This is a genomic window from Ruminococcus sp. AM43-6 (genome assembly GCF_003461785.1).
GTDB lineage: Bacteria > Bacillota > Clostridia > Oscillospirales > Ruminococcaceae > Hominimerdicola > Hominimerdicola aceti.
On sequence record NZ_QTXU01000002.1, the window covers coordinates 301,949 to 323,930 of the forward strand.

The window sequence follows — 21,982 nt, forward strand, 5'->3', positions numbered from 1 at the left end:
ATGGTATCTAGTCTTCTTTGCGTTCTCTGTTTCGTATGGAGCTGTTTACTATGGCGGATATTTCCATGGCGTCACGGCGGCTCATAAAAGGTATAAGAAGTCTTGCGCCCAAGGCGTTTAAGACAACGAAGTTAAGTCCTGTTATACTGCCTAGTGGGGTTATGATAGTTGTGACGGACTTTATTGCCGAGGTGGGCATAAAATGCCGCATGGTAAAGAAAAGCCCTGTAAAGGCGGTGACTTCTTTTGAACTGACGGTGAAATAAGATCTGATGAAATAAAAGGGAAGCACCAGCAGGCAAAAAAGTGCGGCGATTATCCACAGTGGCATAAGGATATAATTCACGGAAAATGGGATAAGTTTTTCTATGAGATTGACCGCATAGCGGATAAGAAACAATATTACCGCAAGGATAGCCCAGAAGATAAAAAGCGGTATTTTTGAGGGCTTATATCTGTGCATTTGAGGACGTTCACCTCGCTGTTTGTTTTTTTGCGTATTTGTATGTATGGTTATCTCAGTTTTCAAGAATTAATCTCCCTTTTATATCATATCATTTATAAGGCAATTATTTGCACGAAAAAAGTGTTTTCGGGGGAAAGCTATGGAACTTACGGCTATAATAAACAAGATAAATTCGTTTTTGTGGGGCGTTCCGCTTTTGATACTTTTGCTTGGGGGCGGAATATATCTGAGCATAAAGCTTGGATTTACACAGATACACATTTTAAAAATAATGAAGAAAACGGTTTTTACGCTGTTTAAAAAAGAAAGCTCCGAAAGCGATTCTCTCTCGCAGTTTCAGACATTTTCCACGGCGCTTGCGGCAACTGTAGGAACAGGCTCGGTGGTGGGCGTGGGGGAATGTATCAGGATAGGGGGTGCAGGCTCGGTATTCTGGATGTGGGTATCTGCATTTTTCGGAATGGGGCTTGCTTACTGCGAAAACTATCTGGGAGTGAGATTCTCTGACGGAAAGCTTTGTGGTGCGGCGTCTTATCTCGAAAAGATAGGCAGAACGAAGCTCACGGCTGTTTTGTTTGCAGTTTTTACGGTGGGTGCGTCCCTTGGAATGGGCAACATGGTGCAGACGGGTTCGGCGGCTGCGGCTGCCCGAGAGGGGTTTGGGATACCCTCATATATATTTGCACTTGTGGTGCTTATTTTCGTATTTTTAGTAGCTGTGGGAAAAAACTCAGCAGCTTGTCTTTGCGAAAAGCTTGTGCCGATAATGGCGGTGCTTTTCATAGGCGGCAGTTTGGGAGTGATAATATTTCACCCATTAAAAGCCGCAGGAGCCATAGCAATGATAGTAAAAAACGCCTTTTGCCCCACAGCCTGCATAACAGGCTCGGTAGCAGGGACGATAATATTTTCCATGGTGGAGGGGTTAAAGCGTGGAGCGTTTTCAAACGAAGCAGGCTTAGGCTCGACGGTGGCAGTACACAGCTCGTGCAGGATAAAGTCGCCTGAATTGCAGGGAACATGGGCAATGGCTGAGGTTTTTATAGATACCTTTGTCATATGCACGCTGACGGCTGTGGTGATAATAATAAGCGGCACTGACCTCACGGGGGAGGATATGGCAGTGCGGGCTTACAATGCTGCTCTTGGTGGAGCGGGGAAGTATTTCATGTCAGGTTCGCTGATACTTTTTGCATTAGCGACAGTGGCAGGGTGGTTTTTCATAGGGGAGAGGGCTTGGAGATATCTTTTCCCTCGGAGCGATATGATCTATAGGATTATGGCGATAGCTTGTGGGTGCATTGGAACGATGTGGAGCATGGAGCTTGTGTGGGGAGTGTCGGATATTTTCAATGGACTTATGGCAGTGCCAAATGTTATCGGGGTATTGGTGTTGTGGAGAAAAGAGGTAGAAATGAGGAGTGAGGAATGAGGAATGAGGAATGAGGAGTGAGGAATTGGCAAAGCTGACCAGAGTTGTGCACAAGCACAAAGTAAAAATTAGCACCGAGCGAGGCGAGAGGTAAAACGCAGGCTCAAGCCCGGCGTTAGAGGGCTTGCAGGGTCAAGGGACAGAGTCCCTTGCGGAGTTTGAGGCAGAGCCTCATTCGGCGTAAGCCGACTAGGTGCAGATTTAATGAGAAAAAAAGCACATGAAAGTCCGATACTAAACAAAGGTGATATCGGAGCAAAAATCTGCACCGTTTTCCCTATCCCTTAGCAAATGTAAATCCGCAAAGAGCGAAGCGATTTTGCGGCGGAAGTCCCGTTATCAAAGTAGTGAGTTTTGTTTTTTTCGTGAAGTCATTCAAACGAACAAAGGCGGGTGAACACTGTTCGCCCCACATTATGCCCTTATATCTCTCCGCTTGCGTGTCTTGTCACATGACAGCCTACGTTCACTGACACCGGCAGACCTGCAATATGGGTCGGTGCTTCCTCTATATTTACTGCAAGGCAGGTCTGTGTGCCGCCAAAGCCTTGCGGTCCTATGCCAAGGAGGTTTATTTTCTCCAGCATTTTCGCTTCAAGCTTTGCATAACGTTCCTTTGGATTTCTCTTTGATACGCTTCTGCACAGTGCTTTCTTTGCAAGGTATGCGCACTTCTCAAAGTCGCCGCCTATGCCTACGCCTATGACTATTGGCGGACATGGGTTAGAACCTGCTTTTGCACACACTGACACTACCCAATCCACTATCTCGTCCTCGGTCACTGACGGGGTCATCATTTTGAGCTGTGACATATTTTCGCTGCCAAAGCCCTTTGGTGCTACCATTATTTCTACCTTTTCTCCCTCTGCTATTTTAAGATGCACAACAGGCGGTGTATTATCCCCTGTGTTTACTCTTTCCAATGGGTCGGATACTATGGAACAGCGCAGTCTGCCCTCTGTATAGCCTCTTGCTACGCCTTTATTTATGGCTTCATTCAGCGAGCCGCCTACAAAATGCACGTCCTGTCCTACGGTCATGAAGATAACTGCCATGCCTGTGTCCTGACAGATAGGGATAGTTTCTTCTCTTGCTACTCTCATATTGTCAAGGATATCAGCAAAGACGTTCTTTCCCACCGGGGACTGCTCTTTCTTGGCGTTGCACTCTATACAGCTTTCCATATCCTCAGGAAGATACAGATTAGCTTTTATGCACAGATCTCTTACAAGTTCTTCTACTTCTGAAACGTTTATCTCTCTCATTTTTATTTATCCTTTCGCTCTGTATTTGCTACCTTTTCACGGTCGCTGAGCTTTATTACTTTTTCGCTGTCAAGGACATAGCATGGCTTGCCCTCCAGAAGAAATTCTCCTTTTAGAAAATCTGCGCAGGCTTCTTCGTTGACGTTTGGGGCTTTACACAGCTTATCCTCGGGAATATCCGTGAAGCCTGTTACGCTGTCGCACAAAAGCCCTACGGAAACTTCTTCGCCCATTGTGATTATTATGCAATCTCTGTCGGAGATCTCTTTTGACTCATAGTGGAAACGTCTGCGCAGGTCTATGACAGGCACTACTTCACCCTCGTTCACTACTGTTCCCGGCACATAATCGGGAAAATCAGGCACGGGAGTTGGGGTCTGCGCCGCTATGATTATTTTTATTTCCTCAAAGGGCAGTGAAAAGCTTCGCCCTGCTGAGGTGAAAATGAGATATCTGCTGTTTTCCACAGCTATCCCTCCTTGTTATATTTTATCATAAGCCGCTGTCGATGCGATAATGTATCTCCTGTGCTATCTTGTCAAGGGGACATTGCTTTGACACTGAGCCGTTTTCATATGCGGCTTTGGGCATACCATAGACTATGGAGCTTTCTGCGTTCTGTCCGATATTATATGCTCCCATTTTCTTCATGTTGAGCATACCCTTTGCACCGTCACAGCCCATGCCTGTGAGGATAACGCCGATAGCGTTACGCTTTGCGCTGTATGCCACAGAGTCAAAAAGCACGTCAACTGACGGACAGTGACCTGAAACCTTTACACCTGCTTCAGAGGTGACAAAATAGCCTTTTTTATCCTTGAACAATCTAAGGTGCTGACCGCCCTGCGCTATTACCACCATGCCTTGGCTGAGATACAGACCGCTTTTGGCTTCCACAACGTTGTGACCGGTTTCAGTGCATAGCTGTTCGGCATATATCCTTGTATAGCCTGCAGGCATATGCAGGACTGCCACTACAGGGGGCAGGTCGTGGCGGAGGTCTTTGAGTATAGCTTTCAGGGCTTCCGTTGAGCCTGTTGAACCGCCTATGGCTATTATTCTGTAGGTATTTATGGCAGGTATATGCACGACAGAATTAGCTCTTGCTTTTTCAAGGCGCTGTATGCTTTCGGTAAAGCGTTTCTGAAAACGCTCGTTATCAGACGGAGTGCCGTCAGGTTTATATACGACGTCTATGGCACCTGCCTGCATCATGGGATATTTATTGTTGTGCTGAATGGTAAGATAGATTATAGGCACAGAATATCGTGGAGCAAGGCTTATGATGTAATCGTCCATATTGTCCTGACAATCACCGTCGAGAAGAACATAGTCGGGAGAAAGGGCAGTGACGCTTTTTCTGCCGTTGCAAAGGCACGTTGAGGCGAGCTTTGAGCTTTGGAAGCCTGCGTTTGTAAGGGCCTTTCTGCAAAGCTGTGCAAAGGCTTTGTTTTCGGTTATCACAAGAAAGAGAGGCGTCATTTTTTATCCCCTCCCAGCTTGCGGTATATTGCGGGGGCAACTTTTACAAAAGGCATATCCTTCGGCACGGATTCTGCGTGACCGATATAGAAATAGCCGCCCTCCTCCATTGCGTCATAGAATTTTCTGCATATCTCGGCTTTTGTATCGTCGTCAAAATATATCATGACGTTACGGCAGACGATAAGGTCGAATTTCTTTTTGAAAGTGAAATCATCCATAAGATTGTGGTAGCGAAACTCAACATTCTGCCTTATTGTATCGCTGACCTGCCAGAGATCCTTTGTGTTTGAATATGAGTGAAAATACTTTTTACGCCAATCTTCGGGGATATTCTTTATGGACATACTGGTATAAATGCCGTTTTTGGCAGAACGCAGTGCGTTAAGGGAGATATCCGTGGCAAGTATTTTCAAGTCCCAGAAACGGCGGTCAAAGCCGAAATAATCGTCCATACACATGGCAAGATTATATGGCTCGTTGCCGAATGAGCAGCCTGCACTCCATATACGCATATCATGATCGAGGACGTTTTTTTCGGCATAGGGGAGAAATTTTTCCATGAAGTGTTGGAAATGGTCCGTTTCACGCATGAAATATGTATGGTTGGTAGTAAGGCGGTTTATAAGGTTGGCAGTTTCTCTGCCTGTTTCATCGCTGTAGACGGCGCTGAGATATTCTGAAAAGCTGTTGAAGCCGCAGTCCAATACATAGTTGCTCAGTCTGCTTTCAACGATAGACTTTTTCCTTGCAAGGTCAAGACCGTATTTTTCTTTTATGAATGCAGTAAGCTCGTCAAAGTCTGACTGAGAGATCTCAAGACGTGACAGCATTCCTCTTCCTCCTTGTTATTATGTTTTACCTGTTTGTTCTGACCAGAATATCAGGGTCAAGCAGGGATATGTTTTTGTTGTTTGCGTTTATAAAGCATTTTACAAGGCTGTTTTTTACGGGCGACACGGCGGTCTGCCGGGGGAGGATATCCTCAACGTCCAAGACCTTATCGCATATTATGCCAGCCTGATTTGAGCCGACTTCTATCACTATGGTACTGCTTCTGTTGTCATACTCTCCTTCAGGCAGTCCAAGGCGCAGGCGGAGATCTATCACGGGAACGGCTTTTCCTCGGAGATTTATAACGCCTTTTATGAACTTCGGTGTTTTCGGGAGCCTTGTAATGGGGAGAAGCCCTATTATATCGGTGACATCTTTTACCTTAAAGGCGTAATATTTTTCATCAGAAACAAAGGAGAGTATTTTTCCGCCCTTCTGACAAAATTCGTTTATATCCTGTTCTGACATCTTTATTCACCCTTTCGGAAGTCATAATTGCCGAGAAATTCTTTCATATCAAGTATTATGGTTATACTGCCGTCACCGAGGACCGAACAGCCTGCCATGCCTGATTCTTTGAGGGGATAGGCGTCAAGGAGAGGTGAGAACGGTTTTACTACCACCTGCTGGTCAACTGTTATCCTGTCTGCCATGAGGACGGCTTCCTTGCCACCGTCTTTACAACAGAGCATTATGCCCTTTGTTACGTCCTTTTCGGCATTTGGTATATCAAAATGGTCGCTCATTCTGATAAGAGGCAGACATTTTTCACGGAGCATTATAAACTCGTTGCCCTCGGGGTCGGTGATAAAGCTTTCGGCTTTGCAGGAGAAAGCTTCGGAAACTGCGGAAACAGGCAGAGAGAAATTCTCGCCACCTACGTCAACGCTTAAAACGTCAAGGATAGACAGAGAAAGTGGTATCCTTATAGTAAAGACAGAGCCTTCGCCAAACTTGGAGTCAACATAGAGCTTTCCGCCGACTTTCTCAAGGTTTTTCTTTACAACGTCCATTCCCACGCCTCTGCCTGAATATTCGGTTATTTTATCATTGGTGGAAAAGCCTGCGGCCACAACAAAATTGAATATCTCTTTGTCGGTATATTCATTCTCAGGCTTTGTGAGCATACCGTTTTTCTTGGCTTTCGCCATAAGCTTTGCGGTATCCATTCCTGCGCCGTTGTCACGGCAGGAGATAACCACTTCGTTGGAGTCATAGCCTGCGCTCAGAGTAACTGTGGCAGGCTCGGTCTTGCCTGCTTTTGCACGGACTTCGGGGTCTTCTATGCCGTGGTCAACTGCGTTTCTCACAATGTGCATAAGGGGGTCATTGAGGATATCTACGATAGATTTATCCACTTCCGTTTCCTGCCCTTCAAACACAAGAGTAACGTTCTTTTTGAGCTTTTGGTTCATATCTCTGACAACACGGTTCATCTTCTGAAATGCTGTGGAAACAGGCACCATTCGTATGGACATTACAACGTCCTGAAGCTCGTCGGTAAGCTTTTTCAGCTCACGGGAGGATTTATTGAAGCGGTCAAGGTTTATCTCGGCTTTTTTCAGGTCGGGAGAGGAGATAACAGAACCTTCGGTTATAACGATCTCAGCCACAAGGTCAAGAAGTCTGTTGAGCTTATCGAGCTTGACGGATATCATTGACTGCTCATGCTTTTCGGCAGGCTTTTTGGGGACTGTATTTGCAGGCTGAGTAGGCTTTGGGGCTGACTTTTTCGGAGCAGGCTTTTGGGCAGGCTGAGGTTTTTTGGCTGCGTTAGCAGGTTGCTCAGGCTTTTTCGCCTGCTCGGCTTTGTCAACGTTCACGGCGTTTTTCATAAGGTCGAGAACGCCGTCGGGGTCATCGGTGATAAGCTTTATGTAAAGTCCCTTTTTGGATATTTCGTCCCCTGCATTGTCGGCGTCAAGATCCTCAGGGAAAGTTTTTATTACCTCGCACATTTTACCTAAAGCACGCAAAAGCACCAATGCACGCATATCAGGCATTGCACAGCTTTCGGAATATGTGATCTTATAGGTGAGGACTCCCTCTTTTTCATCATCAGGGAAAAGCCCCTCATAGGTGGCGGTATCGGCTGATGAGATATCGGGACTATCGCCTGCAGGCTGACCTTTCATGGTGGCAGCAAAGGCGTGTATCTTATTTTCAAGCTCTGAAAAATCGGTGAGCGGAGCGTCGTCATAGAGTGAATCAAGCTCTGATTTAAGGTTATCGGAGGCTGAGAAAAGAAGCTCATAGAGAGCAGGCTTGTCATATTTCACAGCAGGGTCTTCACGGATAATGTAGAAGAGGTCCTCAACTGAGTGGGCAAGGGTAGACATATTGTGCATACTCATCATGGCGGCAGAGCCTTTAATAGTGTGCATGGTACGGAATATCTCGTTGATATCGTCGGAGGAGATAGAGTCTTCCTGCTCGGTGCGCATAAGGATCTCGTCCAACTTTTCCAGAAGGTCGCCTGTTTCAAAGACGAACATATCCGCCATATTTTCCATACCGCTTTCAAATTTCGGCAAAAAAGTCACTCCCTTTCGGTGCTGTTGAAGCATACGGATATAATCAATGATATTATAGCAAATTTTTTGATATTTTTCAAGCATTTTTGTGCATTTTAAGTAAAAGAAACGATCAAGTGAGGAGTTAGGAATGAGGAATTAGGAATTAGGAATGAGGAATGAGCAAAGCTGCCCCCAAGCACCGAGCGAAGCGAGAGATAAAGCGCACGCTCAAGCTCGGCGCTGGAGGGCTTGTGGGGTCTAGGGGCAAAGCCCCTAGCGGAGTATGAGGCAGAGCCTCATTCGGCGATAGCCGACTAGGTGCAGATTGTAGTATTAAAAGCATATAGAAATAAGATATCAGACAAAAGAAATATCGGAGTAACACAATCTGCACCGCTATTCTATCCCAAAGCAAAACGTATATCCGCAAAGAGCGGAGCGATTTTGCGGCGGCAGAAACTTGCACGAATACCTGTAGGGGAGCAGCGCAATTTCTGCTTTGCAGAAACACGACGTCCCGTTTCGAGGAGTTGCGGGAGGTTGAATTTGTACAAACCATGTAGGCGAATAAAGGCGGGCGAACGCTGTTCGCCCCTACCGCCATTTGTGGGGTTATCGCAGGATTGAGCAGGCAAACAGGTGCGGGCTGTCGAGGGCGCCAGCCCCTACATGGTTTGTAAAGTGCATAACAAAGTGCGGATAACACAAGTACAAATAAAAAATGCGAAACGAAAACCGTTCCGCATTAGTATCATATCAAATTATTTTTCCACCGCATATCACCATGTCAGGTGATACCATTACATCAAGGGGGTCGCCGCTGAACAGGGTGAGGTCTGCGTCAAGCCCTGTCTTTATAGAGCCTACTCGGTCGGAAATGCCTGCTATCTCTGCCGCTGTGCAGGTGATAGCTTCAATGCCCTTTTCATAGTCAAGACCGTTTTTTACTGCAATAGCCGCTGACAAGGGAAGATATTCTACCGGCACTTCTGAGTGGTCGGTGCAGATTGCTACCTTTATGCCGTGAGAAGAAAGTATGCCTGCGTTTGCTGAGGTAAGATTTGCCATTTCAGGCTTGCATCTGTCGCATATTACAGGACCTATCACACAGCTTGCTTCCTCCTCTGCAAGCTCGTCAGCTATGATATGACCGTCAGTGCAGTGTATAAGCACATAGTCAAGCTCAAATTCTTTCGCTATCCTTATGGCGGTGAAAATATCGTCCGCCCTGTGACAGTGAAAATGCGCCTTGACTTCGCCTCTGAGAACAGGGAGCAGAGCCTCCGACTTCATGTCAAACTCAGGCATATCCTCCTCGCTTCCCATTGCACGCTCGACCGCTTCACCGTATTTCTGCGCCTTTATAAGTGCTTCTCTTATTATGCCTGCCACTGCCATTCGGGTGTAGGGGGCGTCCTCTTTGTCAGAATAGGTGAGTTTAGGGTTTTCACCCATTGAGAATTTCATTCCAACTGTGCCTACAAGCATTTTATCTATTCGCTTGCCATAGGTCTTTACTGCCGCAATACTGCCTGCGACTGGGTTTGCTGAGCCTGGGGATACAAGACAGCAAGTTACGCCTGCTTTTCTTGCAAGCTCAAAGGAATAGTCGATAGGGTTTATGCCGTCAACAATGCGGATATGAGCTGTGCATGGCTCGGATTCCTCGTTGAAATCCTCGCCCTCCATGCCTACGCCGCTTGTGGATAGTCCAAGATGTGTGTGAATGTCGATAAAACCAGGGTAAACTGTTCTGCCGTTGCCGTCTATGTCCTCGGCTGTGACAGCTTCGGGAGAGCCGCTTTCTACGGCGGAAATTATGCCGTCTGTTATCTCCACCCAGCCGTTTTCAATAACACGTCTGTCGCTGTCCATGGTCTTTATTTTAACGTTGTAAATTTTCATATGCAGTTTTCACCATTCTTATTTGCCTGTTGAGCCAAAGCCGCCTGCGCCACGCTCTGTATCGGAAAGCTCTGTTACTTCCTCTATTTCGGGAGTGAAAACAGGGGTTATCACAAGCTGTGCGATCCTGTCGCCGCTGCTTATGGTGTAGTCCTTGTCTGAACTGTTGTGGAGAGCGCAGATTATCTCACCTCTGTAGTCCCAATCAACAACGCCAACGCAGTTTGCAGGGGCAATGCCGAACTTTGATGCGAGTGAGCTTCTTGCATAGATAAGAAGAACGCAGTTTTTCTCACCCTGAACCTCGGCTGATATGCCTGTGTGTATTTTCTCGGTCTGACCTGCTTTTATGGTTACAGGTGCGTCTGTGCAGGCACAAAGGTCATAGCCTGCGCTAAATTCTGTTTGTCTTGCAGGGATAACTGCATTTTCCTTAAGCTTTTTTATAAGTAATCTCATTTTATAAAACTCCTCTGTAGTATAGGCCATTGGTAGCGTTTTCGGGCTTTGCGCCCCTTTCGCCACTGTAGGCTTTTATTATTTCGTTTATCCTGTGGGCATTCTCCTCATAGAAGTGAAGCTCCATATAGTCGGCATTGTCAAAATCCGTCAGCTTGTCTGCAAGGTACAAAATATCGGAATTTAGTATCTCTGCGCAATCTCTGCCCTTTGGACACCTCACCGGAAACTCTCTGCCTGTGCGGTCCAAAAGCTTGCCCTTGCAGTTTTTACAGCCCATATCGTTTCTTATAGGACAGTTTGCTGTGAGCATAAGGGGAAGTCTGCCATATGCCACAAAGCCTATCTCAATGGGCTTCTTTAACTTTTCTATCTGCGACGCTTTAAGCTCAAAGGACACTGTGCAGTCTTTTGCACCAAGTTTTTTTACCTCGTCCAATGCGGGTGAGTTGCAGAGATTGAACGAATAGCCTGCGTGAAGCTCAAAGCCAAGGTCATTCGCAATAAGGCAGTGGCCGATATTCATGGCGAGCATTTTTGTTATGCCTGCTTCTTTTGCGGCTGAAAGCTTTTCACACAGGGCTTTCTCGTCAAATGTGAAGCGTGGCATTATTATCATAAGCTTGCTTTTGTCTGACACGATCTTTGTCGCTTCTGACGCTATCTCTATTGGCACGCCCACAAGCTCTGCTCTGTCAAGGTCAACGCCCTCAAGCTGATAGAGTTTTGAGAGCATTATGCGTATTTTTTTGCGCTCATAGGCTTTTGGCAAGGCGGAGAAATCAGCAAGTGCTTTGTCGGTAAAATCTGCAGTATGGGTGAAAAAGTCTATACGCTTCTGGTCAAGCTTTTCTACCGCCTGCCGTCTTAGGTCATTAAGTGCGGAAGCTGGATAGGCAAGGTCTTTGCCTATGGCGGCTTCAAGTTCTCCGAACTCATATATGGTGTCCCCAAGCTTGGAGAGCTGTTTTTTTACATAGTCGCTGTCGCAGGCCTTTTTTAAGGCTTTTTGCGGTATATCACCGTAAACGGTCACGGTGTTTCCCTCGCTGTCACGGAGAGAAAGCTCCGCCGGAGAATTTTCCTGAAGCTTTATGGTGAAAAAGGCTTTTGTGCGCTTTTCACATCTGCGGTAAAGCTCATGAAGCTCGGGAAGAATTTTGGCGGTGGCGGAAACGTCCTCTTTCTGCCTTGTGCCGAACATTTCTCTGCCTAATCTGCCATTGTAATAGCCGTTTGTAAAGCCCCCGCGGGAAAAGACCGCTTCAAGGGCTTTCAGGTCATAAGGCTTGTTTTCGAGAGAATTTTTACAGCAGTTCACTGCCGCCGCAACATATTCGGGGCGCTTCATTCTGCCCTCTATTTTAAGAGAGAAAACTCCGTCCTTTTCGAGCCTTTGGAGCTTATCAACATAGGACATATCTTTCAGAGAGAGGGCGTAACGCTCCTGCCCCTTTGTTATCTTATCCCCTTGGGCTGGAAGTCTGCAAGCCTGAGCACAAAGTCCCCTGTTGGCACTTCTCGAACCTATCAACGCACTCATATAGCATTGACCTGACACGGACATACAAAGTGCGCCGTGGACAAAGACCTCTGTTTCGATGCCAAGGGCGGTGAGGTCTTTTATGGTATGCTCGGGAAGCTCTCTTGACAGGACGGCTCTTGAAAAACCAAGGTTTTTAGCCATTTTCACGCCGCTTTCGCTGTGGATGGTCATTTGGGTGGAGGCGTGATATTCAAGGTCGGGGCAGCATTCACGGCATATTTTCACAAGGGTCAGGTCTTGGGTGATAAGTCCGTCAACGCCAATTTCTGCGGCAAATTTGACGGCTTTTTTGCACTCTTCGAGCTGTTCGTCAAAGACAACAGTGTTTATCGCCTGATAGACCTTTACACCTCGCAGGTGACAGAGCCTTACGGCTTCTTTTAGCTGTTCATCTGTGAAATTGGCGGCATTTTGTCTGGCGGAAAATTTCTCTCCCCCGAGATAAACTGCGTCACAGCCGCTTCTAAGGGCGGCTTCGAGAGTTTCAAAAGAACCGCAAGGGGCAAGTATCTCAGCTTTGTGAGCCATTAATGGCTTCCTCCCTCGGGTCTGTAATTCACTGTGCCGACAAAATTGCCGTTGTTAGGCTGATTAGGGTGGACAGGTCTTTCAATAGCGTTCTTTATCTCCTGCGAAAGAAGCTCGTTTGCGTTTATAACTTCGTCTTCAGGCTCTCTTTTTACAACTGTGCGTGCTTCGAGCTGTTCTTCAAGGTCATGGACTTTTGCCTGAAGCTCTCTTATTTCTTTCTGAGCTTCGTCAGCCTGACTTCTTGCTCTGCCTGCATCGTCAACATAGTCCTTTATCTGGGCGCGGATATTCTCGATATTCTGATTTGCCTTGCTGAGCTCGTCAAGACAATCAAGTGCTGTCAGCACTGCGGCGTCCTGAACGGAAAGGCTCGGGATAGCTTTCATCATGCCTTTTATCTTTGAATTTATCACCAACGCAAGTTTATTGGTATACTCCTGCGACTCTTCGGAAAGCAGATTGTATGTACGGTTATAAATATTTACTTTAAGCTTGTTTTTCATAGCTTTTGACCTCCCTTTATTTTCTTTGCTGTGAACTCGTATACTTAATTGTATTATACACTACTTTTTGAGAAAAATAAAGAGGGTAAAAAGAAGTTTTTTGTAAATACGCCCTTTGCGGTGGTTTTTGCTTGACATTTTTACAAATATGATATATAATTAATCATAGATTTTCTATAGGATTTATGAAAGGATCTGACGCTGATGAAAATATCCACAAAGGGAAGATATGCACTGAGGCTTATGCTTGACCTTGCTTTACATGAGCAGAGCGGATATGTGCCTATCAAAGTGATCGCTGAAAGACAAGACATCAGCGACAAGTATCTTGAACAGATAATATCCATTCTTGCAAGAGCGGGCTTTGTAAAGAGCGTTCGTGGTGCAGGGGGCGGATACAAGCTGGCAAAAACGCCTGCGGAATACACTGTAGGAATGATACTTAGGCTCACAGAGGGAAGTCTTGCTCCTGTGGCTTGTCTGGAGGGGGAAGAAAATACCTGCCCGCGTCAGGACAGCTGTTCAACGCTGATGGTATGGAAAAAGCTTTACGGTGCTATAAATGATGTTGTTGACGGCATTACTTTGCAGGACCTTGTAAATCAGGAAAATGCAAGGATAGATGATTACGTTATTTGATATTTTGTAGGGGCGGGCTTTGCTCGCCCGTTTTTTATGCGCTTTTTGTGCGATTTTAAGCTGTCTGTTTGCAGAATGGGGCGGTCTTGCCTATGACCGCTCTTTTTTTACGCCTTTTTATCTTCTACCTATAGCACAAAAGAAAACCTATATTACAGCTTGGTTTTGTGCATAATTGATTTTGTCATGTTCTTGTAAAATTATTGTGGGATATGGTATTGCTTTGATGCACAAATGTGATGTTCGGATAGGACTTTTGGATTGTGCAAAAGATACAATCTGCGGTGGAAAAAGTGTGAAACTGAGGCATTTGCAAATCATAGTCTGGAGGTATAAAATAAGGATAGAAATTAATTTATCGGAGGAAAATATCATGAGCGAACAGTATGAACTTAATAAAAATCTTGCACAGATGTTAAAGGGCGGCGTTATAATGGACGTTACTACACCTGAGCAGGCTAAGATAGCTGAAGCGGCAGGAGCTTGCGCTGTTATGGCGCTGGAGCGTATCCCTGCTGACATAAGAGCCGCAGGCGGTGTTTCGAGAATGAGCGACCCTAAGATGATAAAGGGTATTCAGGAGGCTGTTTCTATCCCTGTTATGGCAAAGTGCAGGATAGGTCATTTTGCTGAGGCGCAGATACTCGAGGCTATAGAGATAGACTACATTGACGAGAGCGAAGTGCTTTCACCTGCTGACGACAAGTATCACATTGACAAGACGCAGTTCAAGGTGCCGTTCGTATGCGGTGCAAAGGACTTGGGCGAGGCTCTCAGACGAATAAGCGAGGGAGCGTCAATGATAAGAACAAAGGGCGAGCCCGGTACGGGCGATGTTGTTCAGGCTGTTCGCCACATGAGAATGATGATGAGCGAGATAAAAAGACTTACTTCAATGTCAAAGGACGAGCTTTATCAGGCTGCAAAGGACTTGAGAGTTGATTATCAGCTCGTTAAGTATGTTGCTGACAACGGCAGACTTCCTGTTGTAAACTTTGCGGCAGGAGGAGTTGCTACTCCTGCGGACGCTGCTCTTATGATGCAGCTTGGGGCAGAGGGCGTATTCGTAGGCTCAGGTATCTTCAAGTCAGGCGACCCTGAGAAGAGGGCAAGAGCTATCGTTCAGGCTGTGACAAATTACAATGATCCTAAGATGCTGGCTGAGCTTTCTGAAGATCTTGGCGAGGCTATGGTAGGTATCAACGAGCAGGAGATCAAGTTGCTCATGGCAGAGAGAGGCAAGTAATATGAAGATCGGAGTTCTGGCTCTGCAAGGGGCATTTGCGGAACACGAAAAAGTTCTGACTGCTTTAGGAGCAGAGGTAAAAGAGATAAGGCAGCTTCGTGATTTTGATGACGGCTTTGACGGCATCATTATCCCAGGTGGCGAAAGCACTGTTATGGGAAAGCTGTTAAGAGAGCTTGGACTTTTTGAGCCTGTGAGCGAATACATCAAAAATGGCGGATACTGTTTCGGCACTTGTGCAGGGCTTATACTGCTTGCAGAAGAGGTATCCAATGATGACAGAAAGAATTTCTGCACACTGCCTGTGAGGGTAAAAAGAAACGCTTACGGCAGACAGCTTGGAAGCTTTTCATGCAAGGAAGATTTTGCGGGCAGGGAAATAACCCAGGTATTTATAAGAGCTCCTTATATCGAAAAGGTGCTTGATGATGAATGCCAGGTGCTTTCACAGCACGAGGGTTTCATCACTGCGGTGAGATACAAAAACCAGCTTGCGGCGGCTTTTCACCCTGAACTTACTGAGGACAGGACAGTTCATCAGTATTTCCTTGATATGATAAGCGGAAAATAAAGAATAATGGTGGACGACCACAAATATTGCATTATATGTCTTTTCTCTGAAAAATGGGGAAAGGCATTAGTGCGTTTATGGGGATATAGAAATTACGTTTAAAATCGTACTATTGTGAGGAGCGGGACGCCGAGGGCGTCGTCCCCTACATGATGTAATTTTTCGACAAATGGTAAAATAATTAAATTGGAGTGATAAAAATGAGTACAACAGCTCAGGTAAAAAATTCAACAAAGCATATTCAGCTTATATGCGTGACAGGTCTTTTTGCGGCAATGATATATGTTCTTACGGCATGGCTTCACATTCCTACGGGTGCAGGCTACACACACGCAGGTGACGGACTTATTTATCTTGCGGCTTCAATGCTTCCTACGCCTTATGCAATGGCGGCAGGCGCTATCGGAGCAGGTCTTGCAGACGGACTTTCGGGATTTGTGGTATGGCTTCCTGGAACTATCGTTATAAAGGCGATAACTGCTCTTTGCTTTTCAAGAAAGACAGAGAAGATAATCTGCGTGAGAAATCTTCTCGGCATTATCCCTGCGCTTGTTATATGCGTGGTATGCTACAGTCTTTATGAGGGAATTTTTATGGCAGGCGGTTTTTCAAAGAGCGCAATAATTTCGGCTTTCGGTCAGACTCCTGCTTACTGCATACAGGTGCTTGCAAGCTCGATACTTTATATAGTGCTTGGTCTTGGTTTTGACAAGGCTGGGCTTAAAAAGAAGTTTTCACATTTGTTTGGATAATTTATTGGCATAAAAGCGTGATAAGCAAAGTGGGCGACATCAGGTCGTCCCTACGCATTTTGGCAAAAGAAAAAGGGGCGGAAGTCAAATTCCGTCCCTTTAACGTTATTTTTATGGAGAATGAAGTTACAAGCTATATCTTTGAATAGCCGAAGCTGTTTACCAAAGCGTCGACCTTCTGTCCTGATTTGCACATTGGGCATTCTGATGATGTATATGTCATGTAATCATGAATATCCTTTTCTGTGAAAAGGGCATGGATAGCGATACCGTTGTTCTCTTTGATAGCGGAGAATATGGAAGCTATTCCCACAAGATTGCCGTTATAGTATTTCAGGCAGTCAATAGCTCTGTTTATGCTCTTTCCTGTAGATGCGGAAGCGATAAGCAGAAGCACCTGCTTGCCCCATATTTTCTTCTGAGTGTTATCTCTGAATATCATCTGATTTACAGCGTTTAGCTCAGGTGTTACTACATTTACGTCTGCACCGCTGTTTATGCCGCTTTCGCCAAGGCTTTCAGCGAGAAAGGCACCGATGATCTCTGTGCCTTCAAGGCATATGATAGTGTCGATATGTGTTGAAACATAGGTGGCTGCCAATGCCTTTGCGGCTTCCTTTGCCATTTTATAACCAGTTTTAAGAGATGTTATATCTACATAATAATTGATATGCGAGTGGTTAGTTGCATAGTGACCCGGTATAACGCCTATCTGTATCTTGCTGTTGCCTGCTGCCTGTATAATTTGCATACGTTCTTCCAAAATAAAGACCTCCTTACAAGTAAAGTGTGAACAGTATGTTGCTATTCGTTATTATATCACATATGAACAAGATTTTCAATGCTATTTTTGATGAATTTTGCTATATATTTTTGTGACAATACACAATTAATAAACTGATAAATCAAAATTTACAGCGATTTATTTGTAATTCGTGAGGTGTTGTGTATATTGTTGTGTAAACTAATGTATGATTTGTACAAAATTCTGCTTGTAATTTTATTGGAAAATGTGTATAATTGAATGAGGAAAACTTTAAGCAGCTCTGTGATAAAGCTTTGCTGTTGATAAAAGGCGTATCGGAGGAGGTCTTTTTATATGAGGACGAGAAAGCTTTTGTCGGGGCTTGGGGCGACTGTGATGTCGCTTATGATGATAATACCGTGGGCGGTGTATGCGGACAGCCCTCAGGTGGAGGACAGCTCCATTGTAACGGAAAGCTCTGCGGCGGAGGCTATGGCGGAGCAGGGGGTCATCAAGGCGCAGAAAAACTCCACCCAGAACACGGAGACCGATTGGGTGCTTTTCGGCTGTATCGGCGGCGGTGCGGTGGTAGTGCTTATAATGATAGGGCTTATGGCTAAGAAAAAATAATACATATTAGGGCGGCTTGGGCTGCCCTTTTTTTGTTGTTGGTGGTAGATGTAATAAACAGCAGAAACGGACGAACACTGTTTCGCCAAGAATGTCAAACAAGCGGGACGTCGAGGGCGCCGTCCCCTACAAGCGATGTAAATATGCTGTTTGTATGTAGGGGGGCGAATAGTGTGCGTGTGAGATTTTTTTGTTTGCAACTTTATTTGTTATTGCACGTCTTTATAGATAAGGGGAATTCTTATGAGTTTCTTAAAACAACGGCTTTATTTATTGACTTATACTCTTTTTATGGTATAATGTATACATAAAAACAGATAAGAACAAAAGACAACAGGACAGCAAGATAACAAAGAATAATACGCTCATGCTATACCCTTATGGGGAAGGTGGGGCTGTTTTATCCGTCCGGCTGCTGTCAGGCGGATCTTTTTATGCTGTTTTGGAAAAATCACAAACGGAGGTATTGCAATGACCACGAAAAAAAGGATATGCACTGTTATAATAGTGCTTGTTATCGTCTGCACAGTGTGTGTGGGAGGCTTTTTCGTATGGAAAAAGACCGGCAAGGGAGGCTCAAAAAGCTCACAGAAGGTATATGTGCAGAAGGTATCGTCACTTAACACTGCGTCGGACTTCAAGCTTTCTAATCGCTCGTTCTTGGGCGTTGTTGAGGCACAGGAGTCTGTGGACGTAAAGTATGACAGCTCAAAGACGGTGGACGAGATACTTGTTAAGAACGGTGACTCTGTTAAAAAGGGTGACAAGCTTCTTACATATGACGTTGAGGCTATAAATCTTCAGCTTGAGCAGGCTAAGCTCGAGGTGGAGAGGCTCCAGAACGAGATAGCTTCAAACAAGAATCAGATAGCTGAGCTTGAAAAGGAAAAGAAAAACGCCGATCAGGACGCTGCTGTGTCATACACGACCCAGATCCTTTCTTTGCAGAGCGACAATGCCAAGAACGAATATGATATAAAGGCTAAAAACGTTGAGATCAAAAAGCTGGAGGCTTCCACAAAGAACGCATACGTCACCGCTTCTATCGACGGAACTGTAAAGAACGTCAAGACGGTGGACAAGCTTCAGGAGGACGGCGGCGACGTTATAATGCAGATAACAGAAGAGGGCGACTACAGAATAAAGGGCAGATTCAACGAGCAGAACAGCAAAGATATCATGCAGGGAGCTTCTGTTATCGTAAAGTCAAGGCTTGATGATTCCACTTGGAAGGGCGAGATAACTTCTGTTGACACAAGTCCGCAGAAAAATTCTGGTGAAGATATGTACAGCTACGGTTCAAGCGATGAGATGAGCCAGTCTTCAAACTACGCTTTCTATGTTAAGCCTGAGAGCCTTGACGGACTTATGCTCGGTCAGCACGTTCTTATCGAGATTGATAACGGTCAGGACACCTCTATAAACAAAACAGGAATTTGGCTCTATTCCGACTTTATCTGCAAGGACGGCAAGAAGAACTACGTTTGGGCTAAGAACGAGGACGGAAAGATAGAAAAGAGATATGTTGAGATAGGTCAGAAGGACGAGGATAATGGTGACTGCGAGATAAAGTCAGGTCTTGAAAAGGGCGATTATATCGCATACCCTGACAAATCTATCGAGGAGGGCATGACGGCTACCACCAATGAGGCTGACGTGTCTGTTCCGCCTAATGACCTTGACCCGAACGACAACACGGACAGTGACGCTGATAACGAGGGCGGTGACGAGGACATCGCTTTTGACGGAAGTGATGAGGACGGCATGGCTATAGACGAGGATATGCTTGCAAGCATGACGGACGAGGAGATAGAAGAATACTTCAACAAGCTTTACGGTGAAGAGGAAAATGCAGAAAATGCAGACGGTGAGAATGCCGACGCTGCTGATGCTGACGCAGTTTTCGCTGAATAAGGAGGGCTTGCAATGGTATTTGAACTGAAAAATATCTACAAGGATTATTTGCAGGGCAAGGAAGCTGTGCCTGTGCTTAAGGATATTTCCCTTGATGTCTCAGAGGGGGAATATGTGGCGATAATGGGTCCGTCAGGTTCGGGAAAGTCTACGCTTATGAACATTATAGGCTGTCTTGACAAGCAGACAAAGGGAAGCTTTGTTTTTGACGGCTGTGACATTATGCAGGCAAAGGATAGGAAGCTTTCGGAGATAAGAAACAAGAAGATAGGTTTTGTATTTCAGAACTTTAATCTGCTCCCTAGACAATCAGCACTTGAAAATGTGGAGCTTCCGCTGCTTTATGCGGGGGTAGGCAAAAGAGAAAGACGTCAGAGAGCAAAGGCGGCTCTTGAAAAGGTGGGGCTTGCACAGAGAATGATGTTCAAGCCTACTCAGCTTTCAGGCGGTCAGAAGCAGAGGGTGGCTATTGCAAGGGCGATAGTCAACAATCCAAAGCTCCTTCTTGCAGACGAACCCACAGGCGCTCTTGACACAAAGTCTGGCGATCAGGTAATGGAGCTTTTCAAGGAGCTTAATGACGATGGTGTTACTATCGTTATGATAACACACGAGCCTGACATTGCAAGATGTGCAAAGAGGATAATGTATATCCGTGACGGCGAGCTTCATGGAGAAAAGGCAGGTGAGCAGGAATGAAAAAGGTAATAATAACGCTCCTGTGCATAGCTATCCTCGGCGGAGGCGGATATGCGGGAGCAATGAAATATAAGAAAAATCAGGACAAGAAAACTGTTGTGGCGGTAGTTCCTGTTGACCTTATGGCGGAAACTGCGGATATGTACGAGTGGGACAACTCGGCAAACATGGACGGGCAGATAGTTTCTGCCAATACTCAGAGAGTTACTCTTGACAACGAGAAGCTTGTTAAAAAGGTGCTTGTGAAAAAGGGCGACACTGTTAAAAAGGGTGACACTATACTTGAATATGACATGACGGTGGTTGAGCTGGAGCTTTCACAGAAAGAAAATCAGGTAAAGGTCTGCGAGCAGAACATCAAAATGGCTGAAAAGGAGCTTGCTAAATACAAGCTTTTAAAGCCTTCTGAGGACGCACCGCAAGAGCCTGACGATCCGGAGCCTGAGCCGGAACCAGAGCCGGAACCGGAACCAGAGCCAACTCCAGATCCTGAGCCAACTCCTGAGCCTGTGGAAACTGTGGACGTTGTAAAGGCTGTTTTCCAGACGAAAAATGCAGGCACAAAGGACGATCCTTATATTATAAACTGCAACATTAACACAAAGGTATCCAGAGCGTTTCTTGAAAGGATAAAGACAACGGGGGCGTATGCGGAGCTTTGCGTTTATGATGATAACTCAAACTTTATATACAAGTGGATAGTCAACCGTGAAACAATGGGCAAAAAGGCTCTTGCAGACTGGACAGTTTCACAGGGGATAACTGAGGACAAGGAAAGCGGTACGCTTTCTCTTGACACTTCTGTGGAGCAGTTCGGCAAGTTCTCTATCGTTGTGCCTGTAGGCTCAGACAGCAGTGATGACAGTGCTGACGATAGCGATGATACTGATGATACCGACAATGGCGGTGATGCGGATATACCTGATGACGGTGATTATGATGATAATGATGCCGGCATAGATGTCACTCCTGCTGACCCGTCACAGACGGACGATACAAATTCAGGCTCTGAGGACTATATGTACAGCCGTGCAGAGATAAAGAAAATGATATCAGAAAAAGAGGACGAGATAAAGAGCTTAAAGCTTAACCTTAAGTCTGCAAAGCTTGACTACAATGACGCTTTGAAGAAAAAGACAGACGGCAAGGTAGTGGCTAATATCGACGGAGTCGTTAAAAAGATAGGCACTGTAGGCGACGCTGCCGCAGAGGACAATAATTCGGACGATGTTGACGGCAAGGACGATGTGGACATTATGGACAGCAGCATGGACTACAGCGGTGACAGCTCAGATGATGACGCTTTCGCTATAATCGAGGGCGAGGGCGGAGTTTCCGTTACTTTTAGTGTGGGCGAGCTTAATCTTGACAGAGCGGCTGTGGGAAACACTGTTATGGTGAACTCATACAACACGGGAATGAGCATTGACGCTGAGATAACAAAGATAAGCAGCGAGCCTACGTCATACTCGTCAAACAACTGGGGTGACAATCCTAACAGCTCCACCTACACTGTAGAAGCTAAGCTCAGCGACAGCACGGATTTCAACGTGGGCGACTGGGTAGGCGTTTCATTTGTGAATGACACCACGACCAGTGACAGCGTTTATCTGCCTATACATTATGTAAGGCAGGAAAACGGAAACTACTATATAATGAAGGCCAACAAGGACGGCAGACTTGTGAAAAGCTACATAAAAACAGGCAAGATAATGTATGGCACTAATATCGAGGTCAAGGGCGGACTTTCTATGAAAGATAAGATATGCTTCCCATACGGCAAGGACGTCAAAGAGGGCGTAAGGACAAAGGAGACCGACAAAGTCCTTTATCCTGAGTATTAAAAG

The 21,982-nt window shown here is 45.7% G+C and carries 21 protein-coding genes; 9 read left to right on the plus strand and 12 right to left on the minus strand.

The genetic code is table 11. The annotated features are described in order from the left end of the window. Window positions 1-7: 7 nt before the first annotated feature. Window positions 8-463, minus strand: a complete 456-nt coding sequence (locus DW938_RS03065; protein WP_038672833.1) for a hypothetical protein — start codon at window positions 461-463, stop codon at window positions 8-10. A 142-nt stretch (window positions 464-605) separates the two neighbouring features. Here DW938_RS03065 and DW938_RS03070 point away from each other — a divergent pair, with 142 nt between their 5' ends. Further along, window positions 606-1,898 carry an amino acid carrier protein gene (locus DW938_RS03070; RefSeq protein WP_118123836.1) on the plus strand — a complete coding sequence of 431 codons (1,293 nt, stop codon included), beginning with the start codon at window positions 606-608 and terminating at the stop codon, window positions 1,896-1,898. A 422-nt stretch (window positions 1,899-2,320) separates the two neighbouring features. Here DW938_RS03070 and DW938_RS03075 read toward each other — a convergent pair whose 3' ends face one another. The 10 genes from DW938_RS03075 to zapA all read right to left on the minus strand — a co-directional run bounded on the left by DW938_RS03075 (window position 2,321) and on the right by zapA (window position 12,939). Next, window positions 2,321-3,163, minus strand: a complete 843-nt coding sequence (locus DW938_RS03075; protein WP_117957284.1) for a fumarate hydratase — start codon at window positions 3,161-3,163, stop codon at window positions 2,321-2,323. A 2-nt stretch (window positions 3,164-3,165) separates the two neighbouring features. Continuing rightward, complete coding sequence (locus tag DW938_RS03080) at window positions 3,166-3,630, minus strand: chemotaxis protein CheW (RefSeq protein WP_181984353.1); 465 nt, start codon at window positions 3,628-3,630, stop codon at window positions 3,166-3,168. A 25-nt stretch (window positions 3,631-3,655) separates the two neighbouring features. Further along, entirely contained in the window at window positions 3,656-4,645 is a 990-nt protein-coding gene (locus DW938_RS03085; protein ID WP_118123838.1) for a CheB methylesterase domain-containing protein, read from the minus strand. After that, complete coding sequence (locus DW938_RS03090) at window positions 4,642-5,478, minus strand: protein-glutamate O-methyltransferase CheR (RefSeq protein ID WP_118123839.1); 837 nt, start codon at window positions 5,476-5,478, stop codon at window positions 4,642-4,644. The genes DW938_RS03085 and DW938_RS03090 overlap by 4 nt, the downstream gene beginning before the upstream one ends. 25 nt (window positions 5,479-5,503) lie before the next feature. Continuing rightward, a complete protein-coding gene (locus DW938_RS03095; RefSeq protein WP_118123840.1) occupies window positions 5,504-5,947 on the minus strand; it encodes a chemotaxis protein CheW in 444 nt (147 codons plus the stop codon). A 2-nt stretch (window positions 5,948-5,949) separates the two neighbouring features. After that, window positions 5,950-8,013, minus strand: a complete 2,064-nt coding sequence (locus tag DW938_RS03100; protein WP_118123841.1) for a chemotaxis protein CheA — start codon at window positions 8,011-8,013, stop codon at window positions 5,950-5,952. Between the two features lie 738 nt (window positions 8,014-8,751). Beyond that, window positions 8,752-9,900: an amidohydrolase gene (locus DW938_RS03105; protein ID WP_118123842.1), complete on the minus strand. Its 1,149-nt coding sequence runs from the start codon at window positions 9,898-9,900 to the stop codon at window positions 8,752-8,754. Window positions 9,901-9,918: 18 nt separating this feature from the next. Next, window positions 9,919-10,359, minus strand: a complete 441-nt coding sequence (gene dut / locus DW938_RS03110; RefSeq protein WP_118123843.1) for a dUTP diphosphatase — start codon at window positions 10,357-10,359, stop codon at window positions 9,919-9,921. Window position 10,360: 1 nt separating this feature from the next. Continuing rightward, entirely contained in the window at window positions 10,361-12,433 is a 2,073-nt protein-coding gene (locus tag DW938_RS03115; protein ID WP_118123844.1) for a U32 family peptidase, read from the minus strand. Continuing rightward, complete coding sequence (gene zapA / locus DW938_RS03120; RefSeq protein WP_118123845.1) at window positions 12,433-12,939, minus strand: cell division protein ZapA; 507 nt, start codon at window positions 12,937-12,939, stop codon at window positions 12,433-12,435. Before zapA ends, DW938_RS03115 begins: the two co-directional genes overlap by 1 nt. Before the next feature lie 204 nt (window positions 12,940-13,143). Between zapA and DW938_RS03125 the strand changes: the two genes are divergently transcribed. From DW938_RS03125 to DW938_RS03140, 4 genes are all read left to right on the plus strand, one after another. After that, window positions 13,144-13,578: an Rrf2 family transcriptional regulator gene (locus tag DW938_RS03125; RefSeq protein ID WP_118123846.1), complete on the plus strand. Its 435-nt coding sequence runs from the start codon at window positions 13,144-13,146 to the stop codon at window positions 13,576-13,578. A gap of 370 nt (window positions 13,579-13,948) precedes the next feature. Continuing rightward, window positions 13,949-14,824 (plus strand): pyridoxal 5'-phosphate synthase lyase subunit PdxS, encoded by an 876-nt coding sequence (pdxS, locus tag DW938_RS03130; protein WP_278278267.1) that lies wholly within the window; start codon window positions 13,949-13,951, stop codon window positions 14,822-14,824. A 1-nt stretch (window position 14,825) separates the two neighbouring features. Next, window positions 14,826-15,395: a pyridoxal 5'-phosphate synthase glutaminase subunit PdxT gene (pdxT, locus tag DW938_RS03135; RefSeq protein WP_118123847.1), complete on the plus strand. Its 570-nt coding sequence runs from the start codon at window positions 14,826-14,828 to the stop codon at window positions 15,393-15,395. Window positions 15,396-15,595: 200 nt separating this feature from the next. Beyond that, window positions 15,596-16,147, plus strand: a complete 552-nt coding sequence (locus DW938_RS03140) for a TIGR04002 family protein (protein ID WP_117896568.1) — start codon at window positions 15,596-15,598, stop codon at window positions 16,145-16,147. Window positions 16,148-16,280: 133 nt separating this feature from the next. Here the strand turns inward: DW938_RS03140 and DW938_RS03145 are convergent, their stop codons facing one another. Next, window positions 16,281-16,910: an orotate phosphoribosyltransferase gene (locus DW938_RS03145; RefSeq protein ID WP_242989547.1), complete on the minus strand. Its 630-nt coding sequence runs from the start codon at window positions 16,908-16,910 to the stop codon at window positions 16,281-16,283. A gap of 336 nt (window positions 16,911-17,246) precedes the next feature. Here DW938_RS03145 and DW938_RS03150 point away from each other — a divergent pair, with 336 nt between their 5' ends. The 4 genes from DW938_RS03150 to DW938_RS03165 all read left to right on the plus strand — a co-directional run bounded on the left by DW938_RS03150 (window position 17,247) and on the right by DW938_RS03165 (window position 21,979). Continuing rightward, on the plus strand, window positions 17,247-17,522 hold the full coding sequence (locus DW938_RS03150) for a hypothetical protein (protein ID WP_117863626.1): 276 nt from the start codon (window positions 17,247-17,249) through the stop codon (window positions 17,520-17,522). 471 nt (window positions 17,523-17,993) lie between these two features. Continuing rightward, window positions 17,994-19,436: an efflux RND transporter periplasmic adaptor subunit gene (locus DW938_RS03155; protein ID WP_118123848.1), complete on the plus strand. Its 1,443-nt coding sequence runs from the start codon at window positions 17,994-17,996 to the stop codon at window positions 19,434-19,436. A gap of 12 nt (window positions 19,437-19,448) precedes the next feature. Next, a complete protein-coding gene (locus DW938_RS03160; protein ID WP_117856805.1) occupies window positions 19,449-20,135 on the plus strand; it encodes an ABC transporter ATP-binding protein in 687 nt (228 codons plus the stop codon). After that, entirely contained in the window at window positions 20,132-21,979 is a 1,848-nt protein-coding gene (locus DW938_RS03165) for a biotin/lipoyl-binding protein (RefSeq protein ID WP_118123849.1), read from the plus strand. The genes DW938_RS03160 and DW938_RS03165 overlap by 4 nt, the downstream gene beginning before the upstream one ends. The last annotated feature ends 3 nt before the right edge of the window (window positions 21,980-21,982 follow it).